The sequence below is a fragment of the Runella sp. R0.1_18 genome, from assembly GCF_057652155.1.
In genome coordinates, this window is record NZ_JBYFCK010000023.1 from 1 (window position 1) to 23,614 (window position 23,614).

Here is a 23,614-nt window from a genome sequence, read left to right on the forward strand (position 1 = left end):
CTGCCTCGCTTTCACTTATGAGCTCTACATAGTTTTTCATTATACAAATATACGTCAACTTGATATGAGTTTAGTATCAAATCCTTATTTCTAAATATTTTAGAATTGTTGCCTAATAACATGCAAGCAAAATAAGTTGTGTACTTGCAAATCAAAATATTTGCAAATACCCATTTAAAGAAACTTTGAAATTTATCTTCAATTGATTGATTATTATCAAAGTACAGTTGAGCTAATTTAAGCATTTCTAAAAGATGCATTTTAAAATGATCATCTTCTAAATAGAATGAAAATGATTTTTCCTCTTTTAACTCTATTTTTGGAATAGAAGTACTTTTACCAGTTGCTAGATCAAGCCAGTGCTTAGGTGTATACTGCTTAAAAATTTCTAGAAATAAGTTATTTTCTTCACTTGATTCAGTATTTCTCTGACGAAAATTTGAATATTCAATTAATGCAAGAGCCGAGTTAAGTGCTATATTATTAAATTCTGCCCACAGCAATAGACTACTTATGATTTTTAAATCGTTATTTTCCTTCAGTTCTCCGTTAGTGACCAACCTTAAGATTTTAACTAAAATATTCCGATCTAAGATTATGACAAATCTCTTTTCTAAATATCCTGTAAAATCAGGGATTCCATTTGGGGATATTTTTGGATGTAATATTATTTGCTTTTCAATTAAAAATAACGTGATATTTTTAAGTTCACTTTCTTTGATTTCGAATGTTTTCATTTTGTCGAGCAGTATAGCATTTAGTTGAATTTATTTAAAAAGCTTAGGCGCAATGACGCTTAGGTAGTGCTTTACATTCATCCATGTATGCCCGCCGTCGGTGATGAGGCTTTCGTACTTAATCTTCTTCTGGTCAAGCACCTGCATATATTCCTGATTGACAGCATATAAGCCATCTTCTTTACCTACACCGATCCAAAATAATTTCAGGTTCTTATTGGCCTGTGCGGCATTCTTAAAAAACACCTCATTGTTACGGTCAAACTCATTTTTGAGCATACCCGGAGCGAAGCCACAGACATAGGCAAATTGGTCGGTGTTGTTCAGGCCAAAGTACAGCGTGGTTCCTCCACCGCCCGAAAAACCTGCGATGGCGCGGTTGTTTTTGTCGTTGAGGGTACGGTAATTTTTCTCAATAAACGGCATCAAATTGCCAAAAAAGTCCTTTTTGAATTCCTGCAAATTGTCCCAGTTTCTCAAACTTCCCGACGACTTGCTGATAACAGGATAAGCCCGTCCGTAGGGCATCACAATAATCATGGGTTTGGCCTTGCCCTGCGCAATCAGGTTGTCAAGAATGATATTGGCGCGGCCTACTTTTGTCCACGTTTCCTCGGTATCGGTGGTGCCGTGCAGCAAATAAAGCACTGGATAAGAAGTCTTTGGGTTAGATTCGTAGCCAGCAGGGGTATAAACCACCACGGGACGCGTTCCTAACTCTGCCGACTGGTAATATCGGTACGACACCGTGCCGTGAGGGACGTTTTGCAGGGTATGTACCAAAGGTGTGTTTCCCGTAATTTCGACCACACTATTCTGAAACCCTTCATTGGGAAAAAGCGCTGAATTGGCGGGGTCGGCCACCGAAATCCCATCAATATTGAACGCGTAGGGATACATATCGGGCTTCACGGGAGCCGTAGTGACGCTCCAAACCCCTTTGTCATCCCTGTTCATGGCCAAAGGCGATTTTTCAAACTGTACACTGAGTTTCACTTCTTTGGCCGCAGGCGCATAAAACCGAAACGTCACCGAATTGTCAGCATGTACTTCGGGCGAAACGATAGCGGGTCTTGACGCGGGCTGACCTATTGCAATACTCACGGTCAGGATTGCAAACAAAAGCAAGTAAATCGGTTGGGTTTTCATCGGTTAAGGGTTTGTTATTTGGTTTATTTTGCCCATTCTTTTCCTTCGGGCGTTCGTCTCCACTCGAAATACGAATTCAGTACTTTCATGGCATCTTCGCTCGGGACAGGCCCCATAAATGCCTTTTGCTGGAAATACATGACCGCAGGTTTTTGGGTAGAAAACGCTTCCCATTGCGGCACATTTCCGCCGTTTGGATTGCCGTTTTTGGCAAAATTTGTCCAGTACGTCATGATGGTTTCCGACATTTCGCCGTCCGTTGGCGTACGGTTCTGATCGGCAGGGTTGAGGTTTCCAAACACAAAAGCTACGTCCTGCGCGTGGGGTGAGCCGTAGCCAAACTTTGCCGAGCCTGCGGGGTGCTCAGGGTGTTGGTCAAAATAGTAATAGAAAACCTTCTCCTTTGATTTCTGAGACTGAAGATTGGCCCATGCCCACGTTTGCCAGCCAAAAGCGGCATCACGGGCTAAATCCCTTGCCGTTTTGGGAACGCTGTTTTCTTCAACAGGATACGCTTTTATCAGTTTTTCGGCAAACGGTCCGTAGCGTTTGTTGGTGCTTTCAATATAATCTTTCGGTGTTTTGGGAGGCATAAAACTTGCTCCTTCGTCGGAGTTGTAGCCAATCAATACAGGGGTATGGTTAAACTTGCCCTTTTGGTACAAAACATGTTGATCGTCGGGAATGACGTATCCATCGACGATTGGCCAGCCTCCGGGGTTGCCAAAACCGGATGGGAGTTTGTCGGCAGGCAAAGCACGAAGTTCAGCCAATGACGATGCCCCTGCTTTTTGCATAAACTCAACGCCTTGTTTTTCGGCCAACGCCAATAGCTTCATGTTTTCTCCGGGGTAGGTCGTGAGTCGGTGGGGGCCAAACGAGCCGCCGCTTTGCGAAATCGCCCCGTGAAAAAGTCCTTTGGCCAATGGTGAAGCACACAGCATACTCACGGCAATTCCTCCCGCCGATTCGCCAAAAATGGTTACTTTGTCAGGATTACCACCAAAGGCTCTGATATTTTTCTGCACCCATTGCAAACCCGCTATCATGTCCAGCAACCCATAATTTCCCGACGTTTTTTGTGGGGTTTCAGCGCTTAGCTCTGGGTGTGCCAAAAAGCCCATTTGATTGACCCGATAGGCGATACTGACGAGTATTACGCCTTTTTTTGCCAGTTTTTCGCCATTCGTTACGGGTTCGGAGGTAGCGCCAAAGCTAAACCCGCCGCCGTAAATCCATACCATAACGGGCAGGTTTTCATTGGCCGTTTTAGCAGGCGTCCACACGTTCAGGTACAAACAATCTTCGCTCTTGCCCGAAGGCGGATTGCCGCCCTGATAGGGGGCGGGGGCAAATTGGGTTGCTTGTTTTACACCTTCCCACTTGGCGGCGGGTTGCGGTGCTTTCCAGCGAAGGTCTCCCACGGGTGGGGCGGCAAAAGGAATGCCTTTATAGACCGATAACCCGTTTTCAGTGCTGCCTTGTACTAAGCCTTGCTCTACTTTTACAGGAGCGGGTGGTGCAATGCTGCTTTCGTCGATGTCGATTTTTTTGCCTTGCGACGCTAACAAAGCCGCTGCGTACCGCTTACCAAAAATGCGGATGCCTTCGCTGCTGAAATGCAGTTTGTCGGGAACGGCGGGCAATCCTTTGGACGAAACCACAATGGCTGACGGTATTGTTTGGGGCAACGTAGCGATGATGGTATTCATGCTCGCGCATTTACCACCCTGGTCGGCATTGACCAGTTCACCCGCCAGCAACGGAACCGAATTGGTGGGTAAATTCAGGTCGGCCAGTAAGTCGTCGTAGATTTTTTTGACCTTCATCGGCCATGCTTTATCGCCCGTGTTCGACTCGCCCTGATGCAGCAAAATGCCTTTAATAACCCCCGATTTTTGTGCCAAACGCGCCATTTCTACCAGTCTTTCGTACGGATTTCCACCGTATTGATTGGCCATGTTAATCATCCACGGCCTTTCTTTGGCCGAGGTGTCGAGGTACATTTTATAGTCTTTTTTATCAAAAATCTCAATTTTACTTCCCGCCACGGCCACGTGTACAAAACCTACTTTGACGTTTTGCGGTAGATTCGCAACTAACGTCCGACCGAAATAATCGGCGGGAGAAAGACGGGTATTGCAGCGGCAAAGTGGCGGTTTGGCTGTGTACCAGTTGCCTTTTGTTCGCCCCAACTCAGGACAATCGACTGCAGCCAACAATTGAAGTCGGTTGTCAACAGTGGTATCCTGTTGCTCAATTTTGGCAGGCCCTTCCATGTTTGACTGCCCGATGCAGAGGTAAATATGGAAATTAGAATCCTGGGCTTGGGCGCTGATGAACCCTACAAAACAAATGGTTAAAACTAAAAGTAAGCGTTTCATTAGTAGTAAGTTAAGGGGTTTATAACCACAAAGAGCTCAAAGAGTGGCACAACGGGCACGAAGTGATTATTACTTCTCTGAAATCTTGTCTTCAATTCGGAAATAGTCAAAATCGGCAAAACCGCCCGTGGTTTGAGTGGCGTAATTGAACAACCCGAAACGGTAGCCCATAAAGTGTGGAATGGTGTAAGGCATTTTCAGCGGTTCACCAATTTTTGTCCACAACTTACCGTCAAGGCTGTAAAAGAAATGGGCGATGTCAGCACGGTTCCTAAAATTGCATTCGGCTTTGAAATAGACAGTGCTTTGGGTAAGCGGAATGTTCTCAATGTCAACAGGTTTGCCCGTATTGGCGCTCACCATAACGATTGATTTCTGGCCTTTACTTACTCTGACTCCCACCAAACCAAAATTCTTTTGCAACAAACCCAAACCCGCGAAATCACCTTCTTTCATGTTCGAGGCATCCAGCAAGGCTGAGCCCGTCGATTCGGGGCCGATGGTGCGCTGGGTTAAGGTGTTTCGGGCCAGAACAAACGAGGTATCGACCCGACCTGTTTTTAACCGTAAAAAGCCTTTTCTTTCAGAAATTGACCACAGCTTATTATCTGGGTTGTGGTTCCATTGCCAGACCAGCGGCAAGGCCGCTTCGCCTTTTTTGCGGCTAAACTCGTCAGAGGCTACAATATTGGGAATCAGGGATTTGTTGGCGGGCAAATCCAGCGTTTCGGGGACTTTGCCGTTTTCGCCTAACACGGGCCAGCCGTCTTCCCACTTCACAGGTACCCAATACGGGATGCGCCCAACCCCGCCAAAATCGCGGAACAGGTACGCAAACCAGCGACCGTCGGGCGTATCAATCAGTCCACCCTGTGCCACCCCCAAATCCTGCAACGCCACTCGGCCTTCCCACGGCCCCGTGATTCTGTCGGATCGGTGAATAATCACCGTCCGCATGCCGCCCCGTGGCCAGCAGATGTTGAAGAGGTAGTATTTGCCGTTGTGCTTGAAAAGTTGAGAACCTTCAGCGCCCAACATGATATTGTTCCCTGCTGGCGCACTGGCATTTTCGATAACTACGATTTCGGTTGTCCCTTCGCGGACGCCCGTAAGGTCATCGTTGAGTTCAACCAATTTGAGTTTTCCTGCGCCGTAGATGAGATACGCCTTGTCGTTTTCATCAAAAAACAGCGTATGGTCGTGGTAGGCAGGTTTAAACGCGGCTACTTTCCACGGCCCTTTTTCAATGTTTTTGGTAGACCAGATATAGGTTTTTCCTGTCGTTTGGGCAAACGTTGTGACGTAGTAAGTACCCTTGTGAAAACGCAGACTGCTCGCCCACGAACCTCGTCCGTAGGTGCCTTTTCCGTCGGTGAGGTTCAAGGAGGGAACATTAGCCAGGGTGTCATAGACATAACTAACCATCTGCCAGTTGACCAAATCGTTCGATTTCATGATGGGCAGTCCTGGACTCATGTGCATGGTGGTGCTGCTCATGTAGTACGTATTTCCCACCCGAATCATAGCTAAATCGGGAACATCGGCATAAATGATGGGGTTGCGGGCAGTTTGAGCTATGGTCTGTACGGTCAGCAATAGCCCTACAATTGCCTTAAAAACACAATAAAAATTACATTTTAACATACGTTTATAACAATAGTCCGTGTTAAATTGACACAATTTAGGCTACCATAATTTGCCCCAAATACAGGTTTGTGATATCTAAAAGGCAGTGCGTTCCCGACCGCGAAACAGCCTTTATTTCACCAGCCTGATTTGAAAAAACCGTGGCGTCGGTCTTCCGTTTTCGGAGGTAATTTTTAGGTTGATAAGCTCTTTATCATTGGCTTTTACAATCATCACTTTGTCTTTCAATGCGATAACCTCGGCGGCTTGCTCATTGACTAAGAGGCCTACTTCCTCCGTTTTCAGATTCCCCGAAAAATGGATTTCGAGCGTTTTTCCTGCTAACTCCTTATTTTGTAATTGATATGAGATATACGAGCGGGTATTTCGCCAGAAGCGGCCATCGTCGTCGTAGCCAGAATCGCTCTTTTCTCCTTTATAGAGATGGTCCACTTCAGGCTGTTGTTCGCCGCAATTTATCTTATCAACCGTTCGGGCTTCCAGCGCAAGTGCTTCTGCTTCCTGCTGCTGTCGGGCGACTTTCTGGGCGTCAAAATCTGCCTGCGTAAAGGTTTGGAAGTACATTTGGTAACGGGTTTCATGTACTTCATAGAACGGTTGTAGTGTCAGCGAGTCGAGGGTAAAGGTCAGATTACCAGCCGATTTTAGTTTAGAAACATACGAATCGGGGCTGCCAATTAACGCATACGCCTTGTCGATGGGGTACAGTTTTCCTTTGGTTTCGTGCCCCATTCGGCTATCGTCGGCAAAAAGTCCGACTAAGTCGGTTTTAGCAGTTGGTGCCGCCAACACAATTGGCCCATGTACAAAGGCCGCCCAGTTGGAGTTGTCGGGCAGGTATTCCAGTTTGGTAGAAGTGGTAAAACGCACCACTACTTTATCGCCCGATTTCCATTTTTTCGCAATGCCCATGTAATTTGCAGGTTGGGCGTTGATCGGATAGGGTTTTCCATTGACCAACACCTCCGCGCTTTCTGCCCATTTCGGATAGCGAATGTTCAGGGTAAAGGTCTGGGATTTGTCCAGTTTCAGTACCAGCTCCGTCTGGTTTTTGTACGGAAACTCAGTGTTTTGAGTTAGTTGAATATTTTTCTCTTTCCAATTTAACGTGGAAGGAATAAACAGGTTGACAAACAGGTCATTGTCCGAATGACTGTAAATCAATTCGCCGTATTTCGTATGGTTTTCAATTCCCGAACCAACACAGCACCACATGCTGGTTTCGGGTTGGGAATAAACCCGATAATGGTTAGGGCGAATGGGGGTAAAATACACAAAACCACCCTTTTGCGGGTGCTGACTCGACAGGATGTGATTGTACAAAACCCGTTCGTAAAAGTCGAGATATGTCGGGTCGTTTTTATCCAGAAACAGCGCTTTACTCAGCCGCAGCATGTTGAACGAATTGCAGGTTTCAGGGCCCTGATTCGATTTGAGCATCGAGCTAAAATCGTTGGTCGGGTTAAAATGCTCGCGCACACTGTTACCGCCAAAGGCTACGCTTCGGGTTCGGGATACATTTTGCCAGAAAAAACGGGCGGCTTCCGACCACTCGGCATTGCCTGTCAGTTGCGCAATTTTTTCAAACCCAATCACCTTCGGAATCTGCGTATTGGCATGTAAACCAGTTAGTTTGTCCTGTTTTTGCAGTAACGGATTCAGAATAGCGCGGTGAGAAATACGCTCGGCGGTCGTCAAATACTTTTTGTTTTTGGTCAACAGATACAGGTCGGCAAAAACCTCGTTCATGCCCCCGTGTTCGGTACGGAGGATTTGTTGGATTTGGTCGTCCGAAAGTGGCTGTATGAGTTCGACAAACCAATCCCCCAAACCGACCAGTACCTGTTTCGCCTGTTGGTTTCCCGCAAACTCATACGCATCGCGCAGGCCCGCAAACAGCTTATGGATGTTGTACAGCGGCACCCACGTATTGTTTAACCCAAAACTGCTGCCGTCAATATCGCCTTTGTGAATCCGTTCCCAAAACACCTTTCCCTGCGGAATACCGCCTACGTAGCCGTTGCCGTTTTTAGCCTGACACTGAGCCAGTTGCTCCACCATGTAATCGAGCCGCTTTTTCAGTTCGGCATTGCCCGTCGAGGCATACATCATGGCCAGCGCCGACAGGTAATGCCCGCCGATGTGCCCGTCCAAGCCTGAGCTTTCCCAGTTGCCATAGCGTTGGGCTTTCAAAGGCAAACCCGCGTCGATCAGGTATGGCGCCAGCAGTTTGTCAGGGTTCAACGACAGGATGTATTTCATATCCACATCCTGCGCATTTTTAAATGCACCGTTCGTCACCTTCACCTCTTGAAGGGTGAACGATTGCATTTGCCCCAACGCCGAAAAGCTGAGCAAAAAGGCTGTTGCACTATGAAAAAAAGAGTGTTTCAAATCGAGTTTAATTTATTTTAAGACGGCATCATTGCCGCTGTATTTCAGGAATTTAAACGAGGCCGAGTTATCTGATTTTTCTCCCGACGAAGTTGCATACAGCCCATACACGCAGCCGATGAAACTATTGGCCACTTTGGTACTCAAGAATTTACCGTCTACCTGATCTTTCACCAGTTTCCAGTTTTTCCCGTCGGTTGAATAGTAGAAGCTATACAGGGCACCTTCCGACTGAATTTTAAAATTTACTTTGGCCGCAGGAGCCTCCAAAGGTAGTTCGGTCACTAACTCAACGGTCTTGTCTTTGCTCTTCCATAACTGAACGACGTCTTTGCCTTCGTTTTGCGATTTGGCAAGGAAATAAAAATGCCGTTCGTCCTGAAAGGTGACTAAACCTGCCTTTTCATTAGCCGTTTTTGGCGAAAAATTTACTTCGGTTTCGGCGGTGCTCGTCAAATGCTGCTGCCGTTTTCCGACAAACGAAGGGTTGCCCATTTCTGAAATGGTTTCAGATTTTAGTTTGAGCGTCAACCCGTTGGCTTTGGAGGTTTTGAACGAGCTACTATCTACCGTTCTCAAAAATAGCATTGACAAATCCAGCCCTTTGTCGAAGGTCATGGTGTAGGTAAAGTTGCCGTTTTGTGGTAACGCCCCTTTTTGTTTTACCTCCTTGATGTTGGTAGCATACTTGTATTGAATGGCTTTTTCGCCGTGCTCGATCATCGGCCAATCGTTCACCCACGTCAACGGTGCAATGAACATTTCGCGGCCAGTGTTGTAAAAATCACCTTCGTAGGGGCGAACGGCTAAGAAAATTGAGTACCAATTGCCGTCGGGGCCTTCGATAAATTGGGCGTGCCCTGCCGACGTAATCGGGTTGGGGCGGTCGGCGGGAAGTCCTCGTTGTGTCAATACAGGATTGCCTTCAAACGGTACATACGGCCCCCAAACGTCGCGGCTGCGCAAAGCCACTTGTGAGTGATTCACGGAGGTTCCTCCTTCGGCAGCGTACAGGATGTACCAGCCGTTGCGCTTCAAAATGTGCGGGCCTTCAATCCAAACGGGCTTTTTCGACAAATCCACCCCGCCGTTAACGAGTTGTTTTTCTTCGCCAACGACTTTCAAATTCTTATAATCAAACTCGTACATCCGAATAGTACGGTGTCCCGAATACAGTGGTTTGCGGTCGGGGGCATCGCTGTTATAAATGATGTAAGCTTTGTCGGTTTCTTCGTCAAAATAAATGGACGGGTCAATGCCTCGTACCTGTGGAATTTTCACGGGGTTGCTGTATGGTCCCGCTGGGTTGGTGGCGGTGACGACAAAGTTACCGTCGTGGTCAATATCCGTACAGGTAACGTAATAAATGCCTTTGTAATAACTGATGGCGGGGGCAAACAGCCCACGCGTCATCCGCTCGCCCATAAACTCCATTTGTGACGGGCGATTAATGACATTACCGATTTGTCTCCAGTTTTTCAAATCGCGGCTGTGCATGATAGGCAGCCCTGGAAAGTATGAAAATGTGGAATGTACCGTGTAATAATCAGGCCCTACTTTTACAATACTTGGGTCGGGGTAGAAGCCAGTAAGGATAGGGTTTGTCAGAGTAACTTTCTGAGCCAGAGTTACGGGGGTCAAAGCCACTAAACAAGCCAGACAAAAGGTAGTGAATGTAGTTTTAAACATGGTTATTAGTAAAGTATTCTGTTTGTCAATCTATTGAGCAACAAAGACATACGACTTACCCGCTTGCGTTGGTAAATCATACAGTACTGTTTCCTTCAACGAAAGGGGCGCCACGCTGGCTTTGGCCGAAATGACTGGCGTTGCGGTTTTCTGGGTGACATAAAAAGCATTCGGGTTCTCGCCAGTAGCGGGTTTTAGGCCGCCGCCGTTGGTGAGTTTGAGGGCATTAGGGGTACGCACCCGCAGGTTGCCACCCAAGGTTGATTTTACGGTCAGTTTGGTCAGTTTACCATCTTTCCACTGCATATCTGCCACCTCAAAACCGCCAATGGCGCGCAAGCCGCCCACGTTGCCAGAAGGCCACACATCGGGCAGTGCGGGCAGCAGGTGTACAGCCCCGTCAGCACTTTGCATCAGCATTTCGGTAATCCCCGACGTACAGCCAAAATTGCCGTCAATCTGAAACGGTGGGTGCGCATCAAACAGGTTGTTGTACGTTCCGCCGCCTTCCTTAATGACACCTAGTGGCGTCAATTGATTCTGAATCAAGGCATAGGCATGGTTTCCGTCCTGTAATTTGGCCCACCAGTTTACTTTCCACCCCATGCTCCAACCTGTTGAAACGTCGCCACGGTGAATTAATGTTGTTCGGGCGGCATTAAAAAGTTCGGGCGTGCGGTAAGGGGAAATCTGGTTGGATGGGAACAGGCCGTACAAATGCGACACGTGGCGGTGGTGGTCGTTGGGGTCGTCCACGTCGTCGAGCCATTCCTGCAACTGACCGTATTGGCCAACGTGCATGGGCGCCAGTTTATTCCTTAACTGCTTGAGCGTATCGGCAAAGGCAGCGTCTTTTTTGAGGATTTCCGATGCCCGAATCACCGTACTGAATGCATCAAACACAATCTGGTTGTCCATGGTCGTCCCCGCGTCCAGCGATGAACCATCGTGGGCTTGCGGGGCGTTTTCAGGAGAGCTTCCAGGGTTGATTACCAGCCATTTGTATTTGGGGTGTTCGATCAGGAAATCAGCGTAGAATAAAGCCGCCCCTTTCAAGATCGGGTAAATCTTTGTCAAATAGGTATTGTCGCCACTGTACAGATAGTGCTCCCAAAGATGCTGGGCTGTCCAACCGCCACCGCCGAGCCACATTCCCCAGAAAGCCCCGTCGATAGCGCCCGTTGCTCGCCAGATGTCGGTATTGTGGTGCGCCATCCAGCCACGAGTGTGGTACATGTCCCGCGCTGTCTGTTGGCCAGTTTCGGAAAGTTCGGTTACCATTTTCAAAAACGGTTCGTGCAGCTCCGACAGGTTGGTTTTCTCAGCAGGCCAGTAGTTCATCTGGGCATTGATGTTGATCGTGTACTTGCTGTCCCACGGTGGACGCATTCTATGGTTCCAGATACCTTGCAAGTTGGCGGGCTGCCCCGATTCCAGTTTATTGCCTGGCTGTGAAGACGAGATTAATAAATAGCGGCCGTATTGGTAATAGAGCGTAACCAGCTGAGGGTCATTGGTTGAGCGAAAGTTTTTAAGCCGCTCGTTGGTAGGAAGTTTCGCAGCTTCAGTAGTACCAAGGCTGAGTTGAACGCGGTTGAAGTATTTTTGGTAAGCAGCGATGTGGGGGGCTAAAATAGTCGCATATGACTTGAGATAAGCCTTGTTGAGATAGGCCGTTGCCCGCGCCGATTCGTCACCGCTGACGTCTTTATAACTGTTAAAATTGGTTGCAATGGAAATATAAATCGTGGCTGCCGAGGCACCTTTGACAATCAGGCTGGTATCATTAGCCGATACTGTTCCCCCTTCGGATTTGATGCGGGCGATTCCCTTAAAATTGACCACACCTGGCACACCCTCGTGGTCCGAGGTTGTGCCTGAAAGGGTTAATTCGTTGGCCGCCGTCGTTTTGATGTTTTTTTTAGTGTGCTGCGAAGCGTAGAAGGCTACAAACGAAAGGCTGTTGGGTTTGTCGGCCGCCAACCGCATGACAATCACACGGTCGGGGAACGAGGCCAGAATTTCGCGGCTATAAGTAACGCCATTGACAGTATAAGACGTTTTGGCAACGGCGCGTTCAATATCCAGTTCGCGGTAATAATTCGTGTAGTTGTCGTGTCCGTCAAAGGTAAGGTGTAGGGTGCCAACGGGCTGAAACATCTGCCCGTGTGATTTTTTGGTAATAATCGTTTTATTGGCCAGTTTCTCGGCATCTTTCTGTTTCCCGTCAAAAATCAGCTGGCGGATTTGGGGCAATGACTCCCACGCGTCAAGGTTATCGTTGCGGTTAGGGCCTCCCGACCAAACCGTATGTTCGTTGAGTTGAATGGTCTCCTTTCCTACGTTCCCGTACACCATTGCCCCAAGTCGGCCATTTCCAATCGGCAGGGCATTTTCCCAGGCCATACCAGAGGGTTGGTTATACCAGAGTTTAAGCTTTTTAGCTTCCTGACCAAAACCCATTAAGGAGAAAAGCAACAAAGAGTAAAACGAAAAAAACGGTTTCATTACTATAAAAAGTTTGTGATGGAATTCGCTTTGTAGGCTATTCCTCTGTGGAAAATAGAAAATGTGTAAATGTGACACATTTGTGGTCATAAAAAAAATAGTGATGGTAACACTACCGATTTTAGCAAACGATGACACCACTACAGATAGTTAGCTAACTTAGCGTGCCAATAGATATAAAAAGAGTTTAATTTATTTTATATAATGTACAAACAAGGTAAAAATCAAAAAAGATGTAAGTGACAAACGCCACTTACATCTCAGCATTCTATTTATCTATATTTCCACTTCATTCAATTAGAAAAATTAGTACCCAGGGTTTTGGGTGAACGCAGGCCCTACAACTACTCGATCAATTTGAGACTGAGGGATAGGTCTTAACATGTGAAACTCCTGAACGTAAGGCCCCGCTTCGTTATTCCATGCCTTTATGCGTTTTACAAGTGTTTTGGTACGCACCAAATCTTGAAATCTCATCCATTCACCAAACAACTCCCGACTTCTTTCATCCAAAATAAAATCCACTGTTACATCGTCGGCACTGATGGTCATTGCTGTAGCAGCGGCAGCATTTTGTGCAGCGGTGTTGGTTTTTCGATACGCTGCTCTTTGGCGAATGACGTTTAACAATTCAGCAGCTTTCGCTTTGTTTCCTGACATCAAATACGCTTCAGCACCCACCAAGTACACCTCAGAAAAACGAGTGATAACTACGGGTCGCGTAGAAGGGTCGTTGAAGTTAGTTCCGCGGCTTGGATCCATGTGCTTCTTGATGGCAGGGTACAAGTCAGATTTCCATAGACTTGGAGGAGCAATAATTCCTTTGAATGGACGTGTTCCGTTAAACTGAGGAGCACCTACAACTTCGTAATCAGTAATCCAAACCGCCGTATCCACTCCCATTTGCATGGTGTATCCAATTCCGCGTTTATTGTTTGCGGCAGTTACAGTATTTGTGACAGTTGTGTTAGAAATGTAAACGGTATAAAAAGTATTGGCAAAACGTGAATCGACGTCTCTCTTAACGAAAGCTTGATCGAGGAAATAATTTTTTCCTGCATTTGCCCCCGATGTTTGTTTTACACTATTGGGGCGAAGACGCTGATACGGACGACCATAGTAGGAGTCCCGAATCATAGTTGACGTACCCGAGTTGACCAAAACCCCTGACGCGTTTACAAACGAGTTAATCCCGCTGTTGTTAGGGTAATTCCAATTGGTAAACCAAGGCGTCAGGTTATTGGCAAATCCGCCGCTTTCGCCTGAACCTAGTCGGTAGTAGCCATACTTCGCATCGTTTGAGTGGTCGCTTACAAACAAGGTTTCTTTACCATAGTCGTTGGCAGGGACAAAAGCATCGCCGAAATCTTGCCATAAATCCAAACCGTAGGTGGCTTTGTTAGCGATAATATCATTCGCAATTTTGGCTGCTTCTGCAAAATCAGCCTGTGAGTTGGTCAACCAACCGCGCGTCAGATAGGCTTTTGATAAGAAAAATAAAGCGGCAGGTTTAGTGGCGGCTTTTCCTAAAAATGGCGCTGTAGGTTTGTCAGGTAAGTTGGCGGCTGCATCTGTAAAATCTTGAATAATAAGTTTATATACTTCCAAGGCAGGGTCCCTTTTGGCACTTTGCGAGGGAAGGGTAATAAACTCCGTGTGCAAGGGTACATCCCCCCAAGTTTGAACCAGATAAAAATACCAGAACCCTCTCAAAAACTTTGCTTGTGCTAGGTATTGTTTTTTGGTGGCTTCTGGTAAATCAATATTTTGCCCAAACTTCAAAACGCCGTTGATGGTATTGATACACGTAAAAGCTGATGCCCAAGCCGAACCAAAGTTGGTACTGTTGAGACCGTTGAAGGTATGCACAGGCCCTCCCCCGCTACTCGCACCTTGGATAAACTCGTCGGTGCCTGCTTGCATCTCAGAAGAAAAGCCCTCGGTTCCCCACTGTCCACGGATTTCGTTATACACCCCAGCGATTCCTCCCAATACCCCCGAAGCACTGTTGAAAAACGAAGGAACGATTTGGGATTGAGGATGCTCTTCCAGTATTTTGCCGCAGCCTAAGCAGAGCAATAACGTACAGGTAAGGAGTAAACTAGTTATCTTTTTCATCTTCAATTAAAATTTAAGATTTAAACCTAATGTAAATTGACGAACAGGAGGGTTGTTTAAATTTACAGTAATGAAGCGGTTGAAATTACCCCCTTGAATCGTGTTTCCGTATCCGTTTCCTTCAGGGTCAACGGCCAGTTTTGCTTTGACCAATGGCGAATAAAGAATAAACGGATTGGTTGCGTTTAGGTAAATACGGGCAGAACTTATGCCAAATCGAGTGAGCATTTTAGGGCTCACTGTATAGCCTAAGTTGATGCTTCGCATCTTAATGAAAGAGCCATCTTGGTAAGAAGTGGTAGAAGTGAAGTTACGTACGCCACCGCCTGCATCGGGTCGTGGGAATGCGTTAGTTGGGTTATCAGGTGTCCAATAGTCCATGACCAATTGGTTTGAGCGGCCTTGGTTTAAGAACCCAAATCCAGATCCCCCTCCCGACGTACCTGATAAATAGGGTACAACGACTTTCATGCCCATTCGAGCAAAAGTGACGATGGATAAATCAAACCCTTTGAAGCTGAATCGGTTCGTGAATCCTCCCTCCCATTTGGGTTGGAAATTACCGATGATTTTGCGGTCATTAGCATCAATAACCCCGTTGTTATCAACGTCTTCAACTCGGATTTCACCAGGAAGCTGTACGGGAGATTTTTGTTGTTTGAGCGTGCCGTTGTCAACGTCAGCCTGCTGCCAAATACCGATTTTGTTATAGTCATAAATGACCGTGAGCGGATGCCCAACAAACCAGAAGTTACCTTTATTGTCCAACTCGGTAGGAGTAGTGAGTTGGGTAATTTTTTCACGGTTCAAGAAATAGGTAACGTCGGCACTCCAGTTGAAACCGCTTTTATTTCTAAAAATGTCAAACGTCAACGATGACTCAAAGCCTTTTCCTTCGGTTCTTCCCAAATTTTTCAGGGTCGAACCTGCTCCGTTACTTTGAGGTAAGTTTACCGAAAGCAAAATATCTTTGGTCTTTTGGTAGTACACGTCAAACGACCCCGTAATACGATTGTTAAATAACCCAATTTCTAGCCCAATGTCTGATTGGGAGGTCGATTGCCAGCCCAAATCACTCGCAGGTAGGCTCGTAACAGTATACGCAAGTACTTGGCCCGCCGTGGTGGTACCGAAGTTGTAGTAACCTGTCGAAAGGGCACCTAAAGTAGCGTAAGCACCTACGTTGCGGTTCCCCGAAATTCCCCAACCACCTCTCAATTTTAAGTTAGAAAATACGGCTAAATTTTTCATGAATGGTTCATCGATGATGTTCCAACTCAAACCAATAGCGGGATAGTTAAAATACTGATTCCCTGGTGATAGCGTCGAAGAACCGTCGCGGCGGAACGTAGCTGTTAAATTATAACGGTCATTGAAGGTATAGTTTAGGCGTGCCATGTACGACAACAAACCTGTTTCGGCAAAGCTCCCGCTACCCGTCGGTTGCCCCGAAGCCAATGAGAAATTAGCAGTTTTGATGTAATCAGCAGGTACTCCCTTTACGTTGAAACTACTTCCAATGTTGTGGTTTTTGGTAATTTCATACAATGCCGTCAACCCGATTTTGTGCTTTTGCGCAAACACTTTATCGTAGTACAACAAGTGCTGCATGTTTATATCCCAATACTCCGTGTTTCTAATATCGGCGTTTGATACGTTTTGGTCAACCCCCGTATTGACGAAAGTGTTTGGTGGACCATAGCCATTAAAATGTACTTGGCTAAAGTTCAAACCTGCATTGAATCGGTACTTCAAGCCATCTAAAATATTTACTTCAGCATACAAGCTATTGAAGGTACGAATGGAGCGCTCATTGGAAAGAATGTCATTTCCGCGAGTGATGAGCGTCAGTGGGCTTACAGCTTGTGCCTCAATTGTTCCTTTTTTGGGATTTAAATTGACCGTTCCATCCTCATTATAGGGTTTAATGAGGGGAGAAAGCCGAACCAATTCAGTGGGTACACCGCCCCCCGCAGGGTCGTTTCGGTAGGTAAGAGTATTGATGGTATTTAAACCCACTTTTACGCGCTTGCCGATTTTTTGGTCGATGGTAGCCCGAATATTCATGCGTTGGAAATCTTGGTTAGGCATGATACCTGTTTCGTTAAAATAACCGATTCCTAGGCCATACTGGGTATTTTCGACGCCCCCTTGTAATCCAAGTTGATGGCTTGTGTTAAAGCCTTGTTTGTATAATAAATCCTGCCAGTCGGTCGAAACACCCGCGGCAAGGTTTGCTTTTTCTTCTTCTGTGAGTGGGTAGGCCGTTGTTCCTGCACCTTGGGTATTCAATGCCGCCGAAAGGTCTTTGAATTTGGCATATTGCTCACCGTTCATGACATTGTACTTGCCCATGATGCTCGTTACTCCGTGGTAGCCATCGTAGGTCAAAATGGGTTTGCCGACTTTACCTCGTTTAGTGGTAATCAAAATAACTCCACCCGCCCCACGCGAACCAAAAATGGCCGTTGCCGACGCATCTTTTAAGATTTCAAGATTCGCAATGTCATCGGGATTGATGTCGTTCAATCCTCCAAAAGGAATACCATCGACAACGACGAGCGGGCCGTCAAGGCCATCACCGTTTCCTGTAGTGATTGAGCGGTTTCCACGGATACGAATCGATGCTTGGCTTCCTGGCGTTGAGCCGTTGCTAACGATGGAAACCCCCGCCGCCCGTCCTTTGAGTTGGGTAAGAAGATTGGGGGCGGGTACTTCTTTCAGCGTCGCTTCGTTGACCGATACCACGGCCCCTGTCATGTCTCTTTTTCGCTGAGTTCCATAACCAACCACGACTACTTCACTAAGAGTCTTATTATCAGAGTCTAATCGAATGTTGATAATCTTTTGAGCGCCAACAGTCACTTCCTTCGTTACGTACCCTACGTACGAGAAAACCAATACAATACCATTGGCATCGCTTAGGTTTAGCTTAAAATCGCCATTGGCATCCGTGCTGGTTCCACGAGTGGTTCCTTTTACCTGAATGCTTACTCCAGGTAGGCCCTGGCCATCGTCACCCGTTACACGGCCCGAAATATCAATTAACTTCGCTTCGACGATTGAGGTTGCTTCCGATGCACTTGGTGCAAGAAAGGTGGTTGAGGCAGGCAGCCGTTTGATTAAAATTTGTTGCCCTACTACTTCGTAGGTTAAGTTTAGCGGTGTTAAAATGTGCTCTAATACGCCGAAAAGCTCTTCATTGTTGGCCTGGTAAGTGATTTTGCGTTTTGATTGTACAATTTCTCGACTGAATAAAAATTGCACTTTTGCTAATTTCTCGATTTTTTTGATAATCACTTCAGCATCCTGATTTTGAGCCGAAAAACTAATCCGACGATTCAAAAACTCCTGAGCTTTGCCATCATGGGCAAGACTGATTTTGAATAACAGAAGCACAAGCAAGAATTGCAGGCCTGAAATTTTCATAATCCTGATCCAAACGTTGTGTTTAAATAAATGGGAATCCATACATTTGTTCGTTTTGTTGTTTTTGGGAAGAAATGACAAACATAGTTCCTCGCCATCAAGGCGAAATGTGTCGTACAAACACATTTAGGAGCGGTACAAGCGATAGTGTTGGGAGCACTATCGCTTTTCTTTTTGGGAGAAGCGGTAGATTTTACTGCATAGTTCGATAGGATAGGTTAAAGATTGAATGAAAATTAGTTACAGCCTCGGCTGTGGATGATTACTTTATTGTCAACGATTTCGTAGGTTGATTCGATAGTAAGACAGATTAAACGGATTTTTTCAATAAAAGGCACATCATTGAGTTGCCCCGTAAACGTACACGATTGGAGCTTGTCTTTATCGTATTCAATGGGCATGTTATACGCTTCCTTCAGTTGGTTCAATACCTCAGGGACATTTGTAAACTCGTAAGTAAATTGCTGATTGACTATCGCCGAAGGATTGCCTTCTGCTTGAGAGTGTTCTTTCCGAATTACCTCATTGGTCTTTGCTTCAATACTAAGTTGCTGGTGTTCCGTAAGTAGGGTAGGTTTATTAGGGGATACCAAAGATGTAACCGCCACTTTTCCCGATTTTACTTTGACCAAAGCAATAGCTTCGTTTGCAAATGACCTTATTTGAAAGCTGGTGCCTAATACTTTTGTCGTCAGGTTGTTGGTATAGACAAAGAACGGGCTTTGGAGATTTTTTGTCACTTCAAAAAAGCCTTCTCCTTGCAAAAACACTTCTCGTTTGGTGCTGTTTTCTTTTTTGCTAAAACGTAAACTACTGCCTTTGGATAAAACCACCGAGGAGTTGTCGGGTAATAAAATCATCATGGGCTGCTGAGTATCATTGCTGACCAGAGTCCACTCTCCTACTTGCAAGCTTTTTTCTTCACTTCGGGTTGTCAGCGTGAGGGTTTGTATCTGGAATTGGTACCAGGTAATAAAACTAATGATAACCGCCGCGGCGACCCATCGTAGCCATGTCCAACCTAGTAATGGCTTTACGTTATCTGAAGACTCGTCTGGGATTAGGGCTAAAATCTGTTCTGTCTTATGGGCAACTTCCTCGTCGGAGATTGGGGCATTATTTCCCTCAATAACTAAAAATGCGGCAACCGCTTGTTCATATAGTTCTCTTTTCTCGGGGTAGGCCATGAGCCATTCTTCCCAATACAAACGATCCTCGTGGCGTCTTTCCTTCATCCACCGAAGGAAAGATTCGTCATTTAAAAAGTCTGCTACTGAAAAAGGAGGGGAGTGAAAGCTCATGGGGTACTTTTTTACTATTTTTTATGATAGTATGAAGAGCATTCACAGGGATACCCTAGTAAGAGCTCAGTTTTTTAAAGAAAAATACAAATAAGTAGAAAAACAGGTGCGACCAACCAACGGCTACGAAGTTTTGATAGGGCTTTTTGTAAAAAATTAGAGACTGACTGACGGTTCACATTCATCATTTCGGCGATTTCGGCTACCGACAGGTTCTCGTAGTATTTTAAGTACAATGCTTCTCGCTCGCGGGCAGGGAGGGTTTGGAGTTGACGTTTGAGTTCATTGACTTGAAACTGCGCCACTTCTTCCTGAATGAGGAGGGTTTCAGCATCTATTTCTTCGGGTAAGGAACTATCCCAATCAAGTTCTTGATGGGAGAAATGTTTTTCTACCCGTAGATATTGAATGACGTGGCTTCTCAATGATTTGAATAAATAATGCTTAACAGATGTCGTATCATTGATTTGTAGTCGGTTTTGCCAAAGTTGCAAAAACAAATCTTGAATACAATCTTCTACCGCAGCCTCATCTATCATAAACTTTAATCCATAGCGTCTCAATGTGCGATAATACCGCTCTGCAAGAGTGCCTAGAGCTTGTTTATCGCCCTCTCGATATGATTTCCATAGTACATGGTCTTGAACTGGAGAAGCCATAATGAATTAGAGCTAATATAACCAAACAAAGAATTTTTGTGAATAGTCTAACAAAAGTAATAAAGTTTTGCTATCTTATGGTATTTATTACAATAAGTTGATAGATATTTTTTAGAGCCTAAAAAAAATCTGTACATATTATAGTAAAAAATACCATAACCCTACTTATATTCCTGACTAACCTTTAATCGAAACTCCTATGAATTCCAACAATCAGCAACTTTCGGTCATTGAAAAAATTGGTTATAGCCTTGGCGATTTGGCAGCTAACCTAATTTTTCAGACATTGATGACGTTCCTGGCCTATTTCTACACTGACGTTTATAAAATTCCTGCTGGGACGGCAAGTGTCATCATTTTTGTAGGAGGAATTTTGGGGGCTTTTTTCAATGTATTGATGGGAATCATCGCCGACCGTACCAATACCCGCTGGGGAAAGTTTCGCCCGTGGGTAGTGTGGACGTCTATTCCGTTTGGGGTGATTTCTTTGTTAGCTTTTTCGACGCCTGATTTTAGTGAAACGGGAAAAGTTATTTATGCGTTGACGACTTACCTTCTGCTTGTAATTGTCTATTCGGCCAATAATTTACCTTATTCAGCACTGAGTGGGGTCATTACGGGCGATATGAAAGAGCGTAACAGCCTTTCATCGTATCGTTTTGTAGCCGTCATGGTTGCTCAATTTATCATTCAATCGTTGTTATTGCCTTTGGCACTGTCGTTGGGGCACGGCAATAAGGCCGTCGGGTTCGAGAAAGTAATGCTCTTTTTTGCGATTGTAGGAGTGATTTGTTTTTGGATTACTTTTTTGACTACCAAAGAGCGTATAGTGCCGCCCGTTGAAGAAAAAAATTCAATAAAACAGGATTTAACCGACCTTCTTAAAAACAAACCTTGGGTTATTATGTTGGTAGTGACCATCTTGGTATTTGTTACGTTGGCTCTTAAAGGGGGAATGTATATTTATTATTTCAAATACTATCTTGACCCTGTTGCCCAAGCCAATTATCTGGAATCCATTGGTTTTAACCGTTTTATCGTAACTCTCAACGAAACCATTACGGGCCTAGGACTGGGAAAATTTGAGTGGCCTGAAGACGCCCCCACTTCTGCCAATAGCGTTTTTAATGCGGGAGGGATTATTTTTATGATTGTCGGAATCATGTTCTCAAAACCACTAGCCGATCGTTTTGGAAAAAGAAACATCTTTGGGATTTTCTTGGCGTTGTCGGCGCTGTGTTTGTTGATGTTTAACTTTTATGCCAAAGACAGCATTGGTCTTGTATTTTTTACTCAAATCTTGCACGGATTTACGTACGGTGTCACTATTCCATTGCTTTGGGCTATGATAGCTGACGTGGCCGATTATTCAGAGTGGAAAAACAACCGCCGCGCAACCGCCATTATTTTTTCTGCCATGATTTTTGGTTTGAAAGCAGGACTTAGTATCGGTGGCTCACTTGGTGCAGGTATTTTATCGACCTATGGGTACGTAGCTGAGCAAGCAGAACAGACGTCAGAGGCCGTTAATGGTATCAAAATGGCGGTAAGTATTTATCCAGGATTAATTTTTCTGGTAGGTGTTGCACTGTTGTTTTGGTATGAAATCACCAAAACCATGGAAGTACAAATCGAAGCGGATTTGAAGCAAAAGCGCAAGCGGTAGGTTTTGGACTTCTCCTTCGTCGAAGTGACAAAAGTTTCTTATATCCAAAAAAATTGATTAGAGTAACTAATAAAACACAATAAAATGCCAGAAGAAAGCATCGAGCACATTGATTTCGCAGAACTTAACGAGCGAGCAATTTCTCAACCGTTGGTTACGCATTTGTTTACAGCCGACCCCTCGGCGCATGTCTTTGACGGGAAAATTTATATTTATCCATCTCATGATATTGATGCAGGGATTCCGTTTAATGACAATGGTGACCATTTTGGGATGGAAGACTACCACGTTTTTTCCATGGAATCGGTGGATAGCGAGGTTATTGATCACGGGGTGGCGCTGCACGTAAACGATGTGCCATGGGCCGAACGACAATTATGGGCGCCTGATGCCGCGCACAAAGATGGCAAGTTCTACCTTTATTTTCCTGCCAAAAACCACGAAGGTATTTTTCAGCTAGGAGTTGCGGTTTCAGATTCACCTTCGGGGCCTTTTGTGCCTCAAAAGTCCCCGATCAAAGGTAGTTACAGCATTGACCCTGCGGTGTTTGAAGATGCTGACGGAAGTTATTATTTGTATTTTGGGGGAATTTGGGGGGGACAATTGCAAAAGTACCGAAACAACGTCTATCATATTGAAAACCAAGAGCCTCTTGCTCATGAAACGGCACTTTGCCCGAAAGTAGCTAAGTTAACCGACGATTTACTGGAGTTCGCTGAAAATCCAAAAGACGTACAGATTTTGGACGAAGCAGGAAATCCATTATTGGCGGGAGACAATGAGCGTCGTTTTTTTGAAGCTTCTTGGTTGCATCACTATAATGGCAAGTACTATTTCTCGTATTCGACGGGCGACACACATTATATTTGTTATGCCACGGGCGATTCGCCTTATGGGCCTTTTACGTATCAAGGCCAAATTCTTCAACCTGTAGTAGGTTGGACAACGCACCACTCGATTTGCGAAGTAGCGGGCAAATGGTATCTTTTTTACCACGATTCGAGTCTTTCGGAAGGAGTTACGCACCTCCGAAGTATCAAAATGACGGAGATTTTTTACGATGCTGAAGGAAGAATTCAACCTATTGAGCCATACACTCGGTCTGACTATCGTCTGACCGAGTGTATGGCTCAATAGGAACAGGCAGAAGATACTGCTCCGTTGTAAGGGTTTCAGTCTGACTGTCGTCTGACCTGTAGCCCTTGGCCTGACTATCGTCTGACCAAGGGCTATACTTCAAAAGTAAATCCTTTTTCTAAGAGTTTATTATACACATTTTCGTCGAACCGATACAGGGTTGCGGCACGGTGAGATACGTCTTGTTGGCGTTCCTGGGTGTCTACTAATAGGTTCATTTTCAGAAATTTCTTTCTAAAATTCGATTTGTCGAGTTTTTGCCCCAGAATTGCTTCGTATAGTTCGAGCAACTGCAATAGCGTAAATTTTGTAGGAAGCAAATTGAACCCAATAGGTTCGTGTTGGATTTTATGTTTCAAAAAACTGAGACAATCCTCGAAAATTTTATTGTGGTCAAAAGGCATAGGGGGCACCTCCTGAATGTTAAACCACGATACATCAGCTTCGGTAGGACCAGGGTGTAGCTCAAATTTTTCAATATTAACTAACGCATAGTAGGCAATGGTAATAACCCGTCGACTGGGAAAACGACGCACATCTCCGAAGGTTTTAAACTGTTCCAAGTAAATGTTTTCCACAGAAGTTTGCGACGATAAGATTCGCCCCGCAGCTTCGTCAATACTTTCATTGTATTTTATCCAACTTCCAGGTAAAGCCCACTGACCGAGGGTTGGACCGATTCCGTGTTTTACCAAAAGAATGGAAAGCTGTGCGTCTTTAAATCCAAAAATAAGGCAATCAATAGACAAGGCGTCTATAATCTCGTCGGTAAAGTTCAAGAGAAATATCGGTTTTA

General features: G+C 45.3%; 14 protein-coding genes. 2 read left to right on the forward strand and 12 right to left on the reverse strand.

Going from position 1 to position 23,614, the window contains the following annotated elements; translation table 11 throughout:
* Positions 1–11 precede the first annotated feature (11 nt).
* The 11 genes from AC23P2_RS26415 to AC23P2_RS26465 form a co-directional block, all read right to left on the reverse strand.
* Complete coding sequence (locus AC23P2_RS26415; protein WP_487775972.1) at positions 12–737, reverse strand: hypothetical protein; 726 nt, start codon at positions 735–737, stop codon at positions 12–14.
* A 30-nt stretch (positions 738–767) separates the two neighbouring features.
* Positions 768–1,886 (reverse strand): esterase, encoded by a 1,119-nt coding sequence (locus AC23P2_RS26420; protein WP_487775973.1) that lies wholly within the window; start codon positions 1,884–1,886, stop codon positions 768–770.
* Between the two features lie 23 nt (positions 1,887–1,909).
* Entirely contained in the window at positions 1,910–4,270 is a 2,361-nt protein-coding gene (locus AC23P2_RS26425) for a carboxylesterase family protein (RefSeq protein ID WP_487775974.1), read from the reverse strand.
* Positions 4,271–4,339: 69 nt separating this feature from the next.
* A complete protein-coding gene (locus AC23P2_RS26430; protein WP_487775975.1) occupies positions 4,340–5,914 on the reverse strand; it encodes a glycoside hydrolase family 43 protein in 1,575 nt (524 codons plus the stop codon).
* Between the two features lie 114 nt (positions 5,915–6,028).
* Positions 6,029–8,248, reverse strand: a complete 2,220-nt coding sequence (locus AC23P2_RS26435) for a glycoside hydrolase family 127 protein (RefSeq protein WP_487776038.1) — start codon at positions 8,246–8,248, stop codon at positions 6,029–6,031.
* Positions 8,249–8,323: 75 nt separating this feature from the next.
* Positions 8,324–10,000 carry a glycoside hydrolase family 43 protein gene (locus AC23P2_RS26440; RefSeq protein ID WP_487775976.1) on the reverse strand — a complete coding sequence of 559 codons (1,677 nt, stop codon included), beginning with the start codon at positions 9,998–10,000 and terminating at the stop codon, positions 8,324–8,326.
* A gap of 30 nt (positions 10,001–10,030) precedes the next feature.
* Positions 10,031–12,508 (reverse strand): glycoside hydrolase family 95 protein, encoded by a 2,478-nt coding sequence (locus AC23P2_RS26445; RefSeq protein ID WP_487775977.1) that lies wholly within the window; start codon positions 12,506–12,508, stop codon positions 10,031–10,033.
* 306 nt (positions 12,509–12,814) lie between these two features.
* Positions 12,815–14,626, reverse strand: a complete 1,812-nt coding sequence (locus AC23P2_RS26450) for a RagB/SusD family nutrient uptake outer membrane protein (protein WP_487775978.1) — start codon at positions 14,624–14,626, stop codon at positions 12,815–12,817.
* A gap of 6 nt (positions 14,627–14,632) precedes the next feature.
* The gene (locus AC23P2_RS26455; protein ID WP_487775979.1) at positions 14,633–18,055 is read right to left on the reverse strand and encodes a TonB-dependent receptor; all 3,423 of its coding nucleotides are present in this window, start codon (positions 18,053–18,055) and stop codon (positions 14,633–14,635) included.
* A 236-nt stretch (positions 18,056–18,291) separates the two neighbouring features.
* Positions 18,292–19,356 (reverse strand): FecR family protein, encoded by a 1,065-nt coding sequence (locus AC23P2_RS26460; RefSeq protein ID WP_487775980.1) that lies wholly within the window; start codon positions 19,354–19,356, stop codon positions 18,292–18,294.
* Positions 19,357–19,430: 74 nt separating this feature from the next.
* The gene (locus AC23P2_RS26465) at positions 19,431–20,015 is read right to left on the reverse strand and encodes an RNA polymerase sigma factor (RefSeq protein WP_487775981.1); all 585 of its coding nucleotides are present in this window, start codon (positions 20,013–20,015) and stop codon (positions 19,431–19,433) included.
* Between the two features lie 199 nt (positions 20,016–20,214).
* On the opposite strand from AC23P2_RS26465, the gene AC23P2_RS26470 reads away from it, so the two are divergent.
* Both AC23P2_RS26470 and AC23P2_RS26475 read left to right on the forward strand, forming a co-directional pair.
* Positions 20,215–21,681 carry an MFS transporter gene (locus AC23P2_RS26470; protein ID WP_487775982.1) on the forward strand — a complete coding sequence of 489 codons (1,467 nt, stop codon included), beginning with the start codon at positions 20,215–20,217 and terminating at the stop codon, positions 21,679–21,681.
* A gap of 84 nt (positions 21,682–21,765) precedes the next feature.
* Positions 21,766–22,818: a glycoside hydrolase family 43 protein gene (locus AC23P2_RS26475; RefSeq protein WP_487775983.1), complete on the forward strand. Its 1,053-nt coding sequence runs from the start codon at positions 21,766–21,768 to the stop codon at positions 22,816–22,818.
* Positions 22,819–22,910: 92 nt separating this feature from the next.
* On the opposite strand, the gene AC23P2_RS26480 is transcribed toward AC23P2_RS26475, so the two are convergent.
* A complete protein-coding gene (locus tag AC23P2_RS26480; protein WP_487775984.1) occupies positions 22,911–23,597 on the reverse strand; it encodes an NUDIX hydrolase in 687 nt (228 codons plus the stop codon).
* Positions 23,598–23,614: the final 17 nt, after the last annotated feature.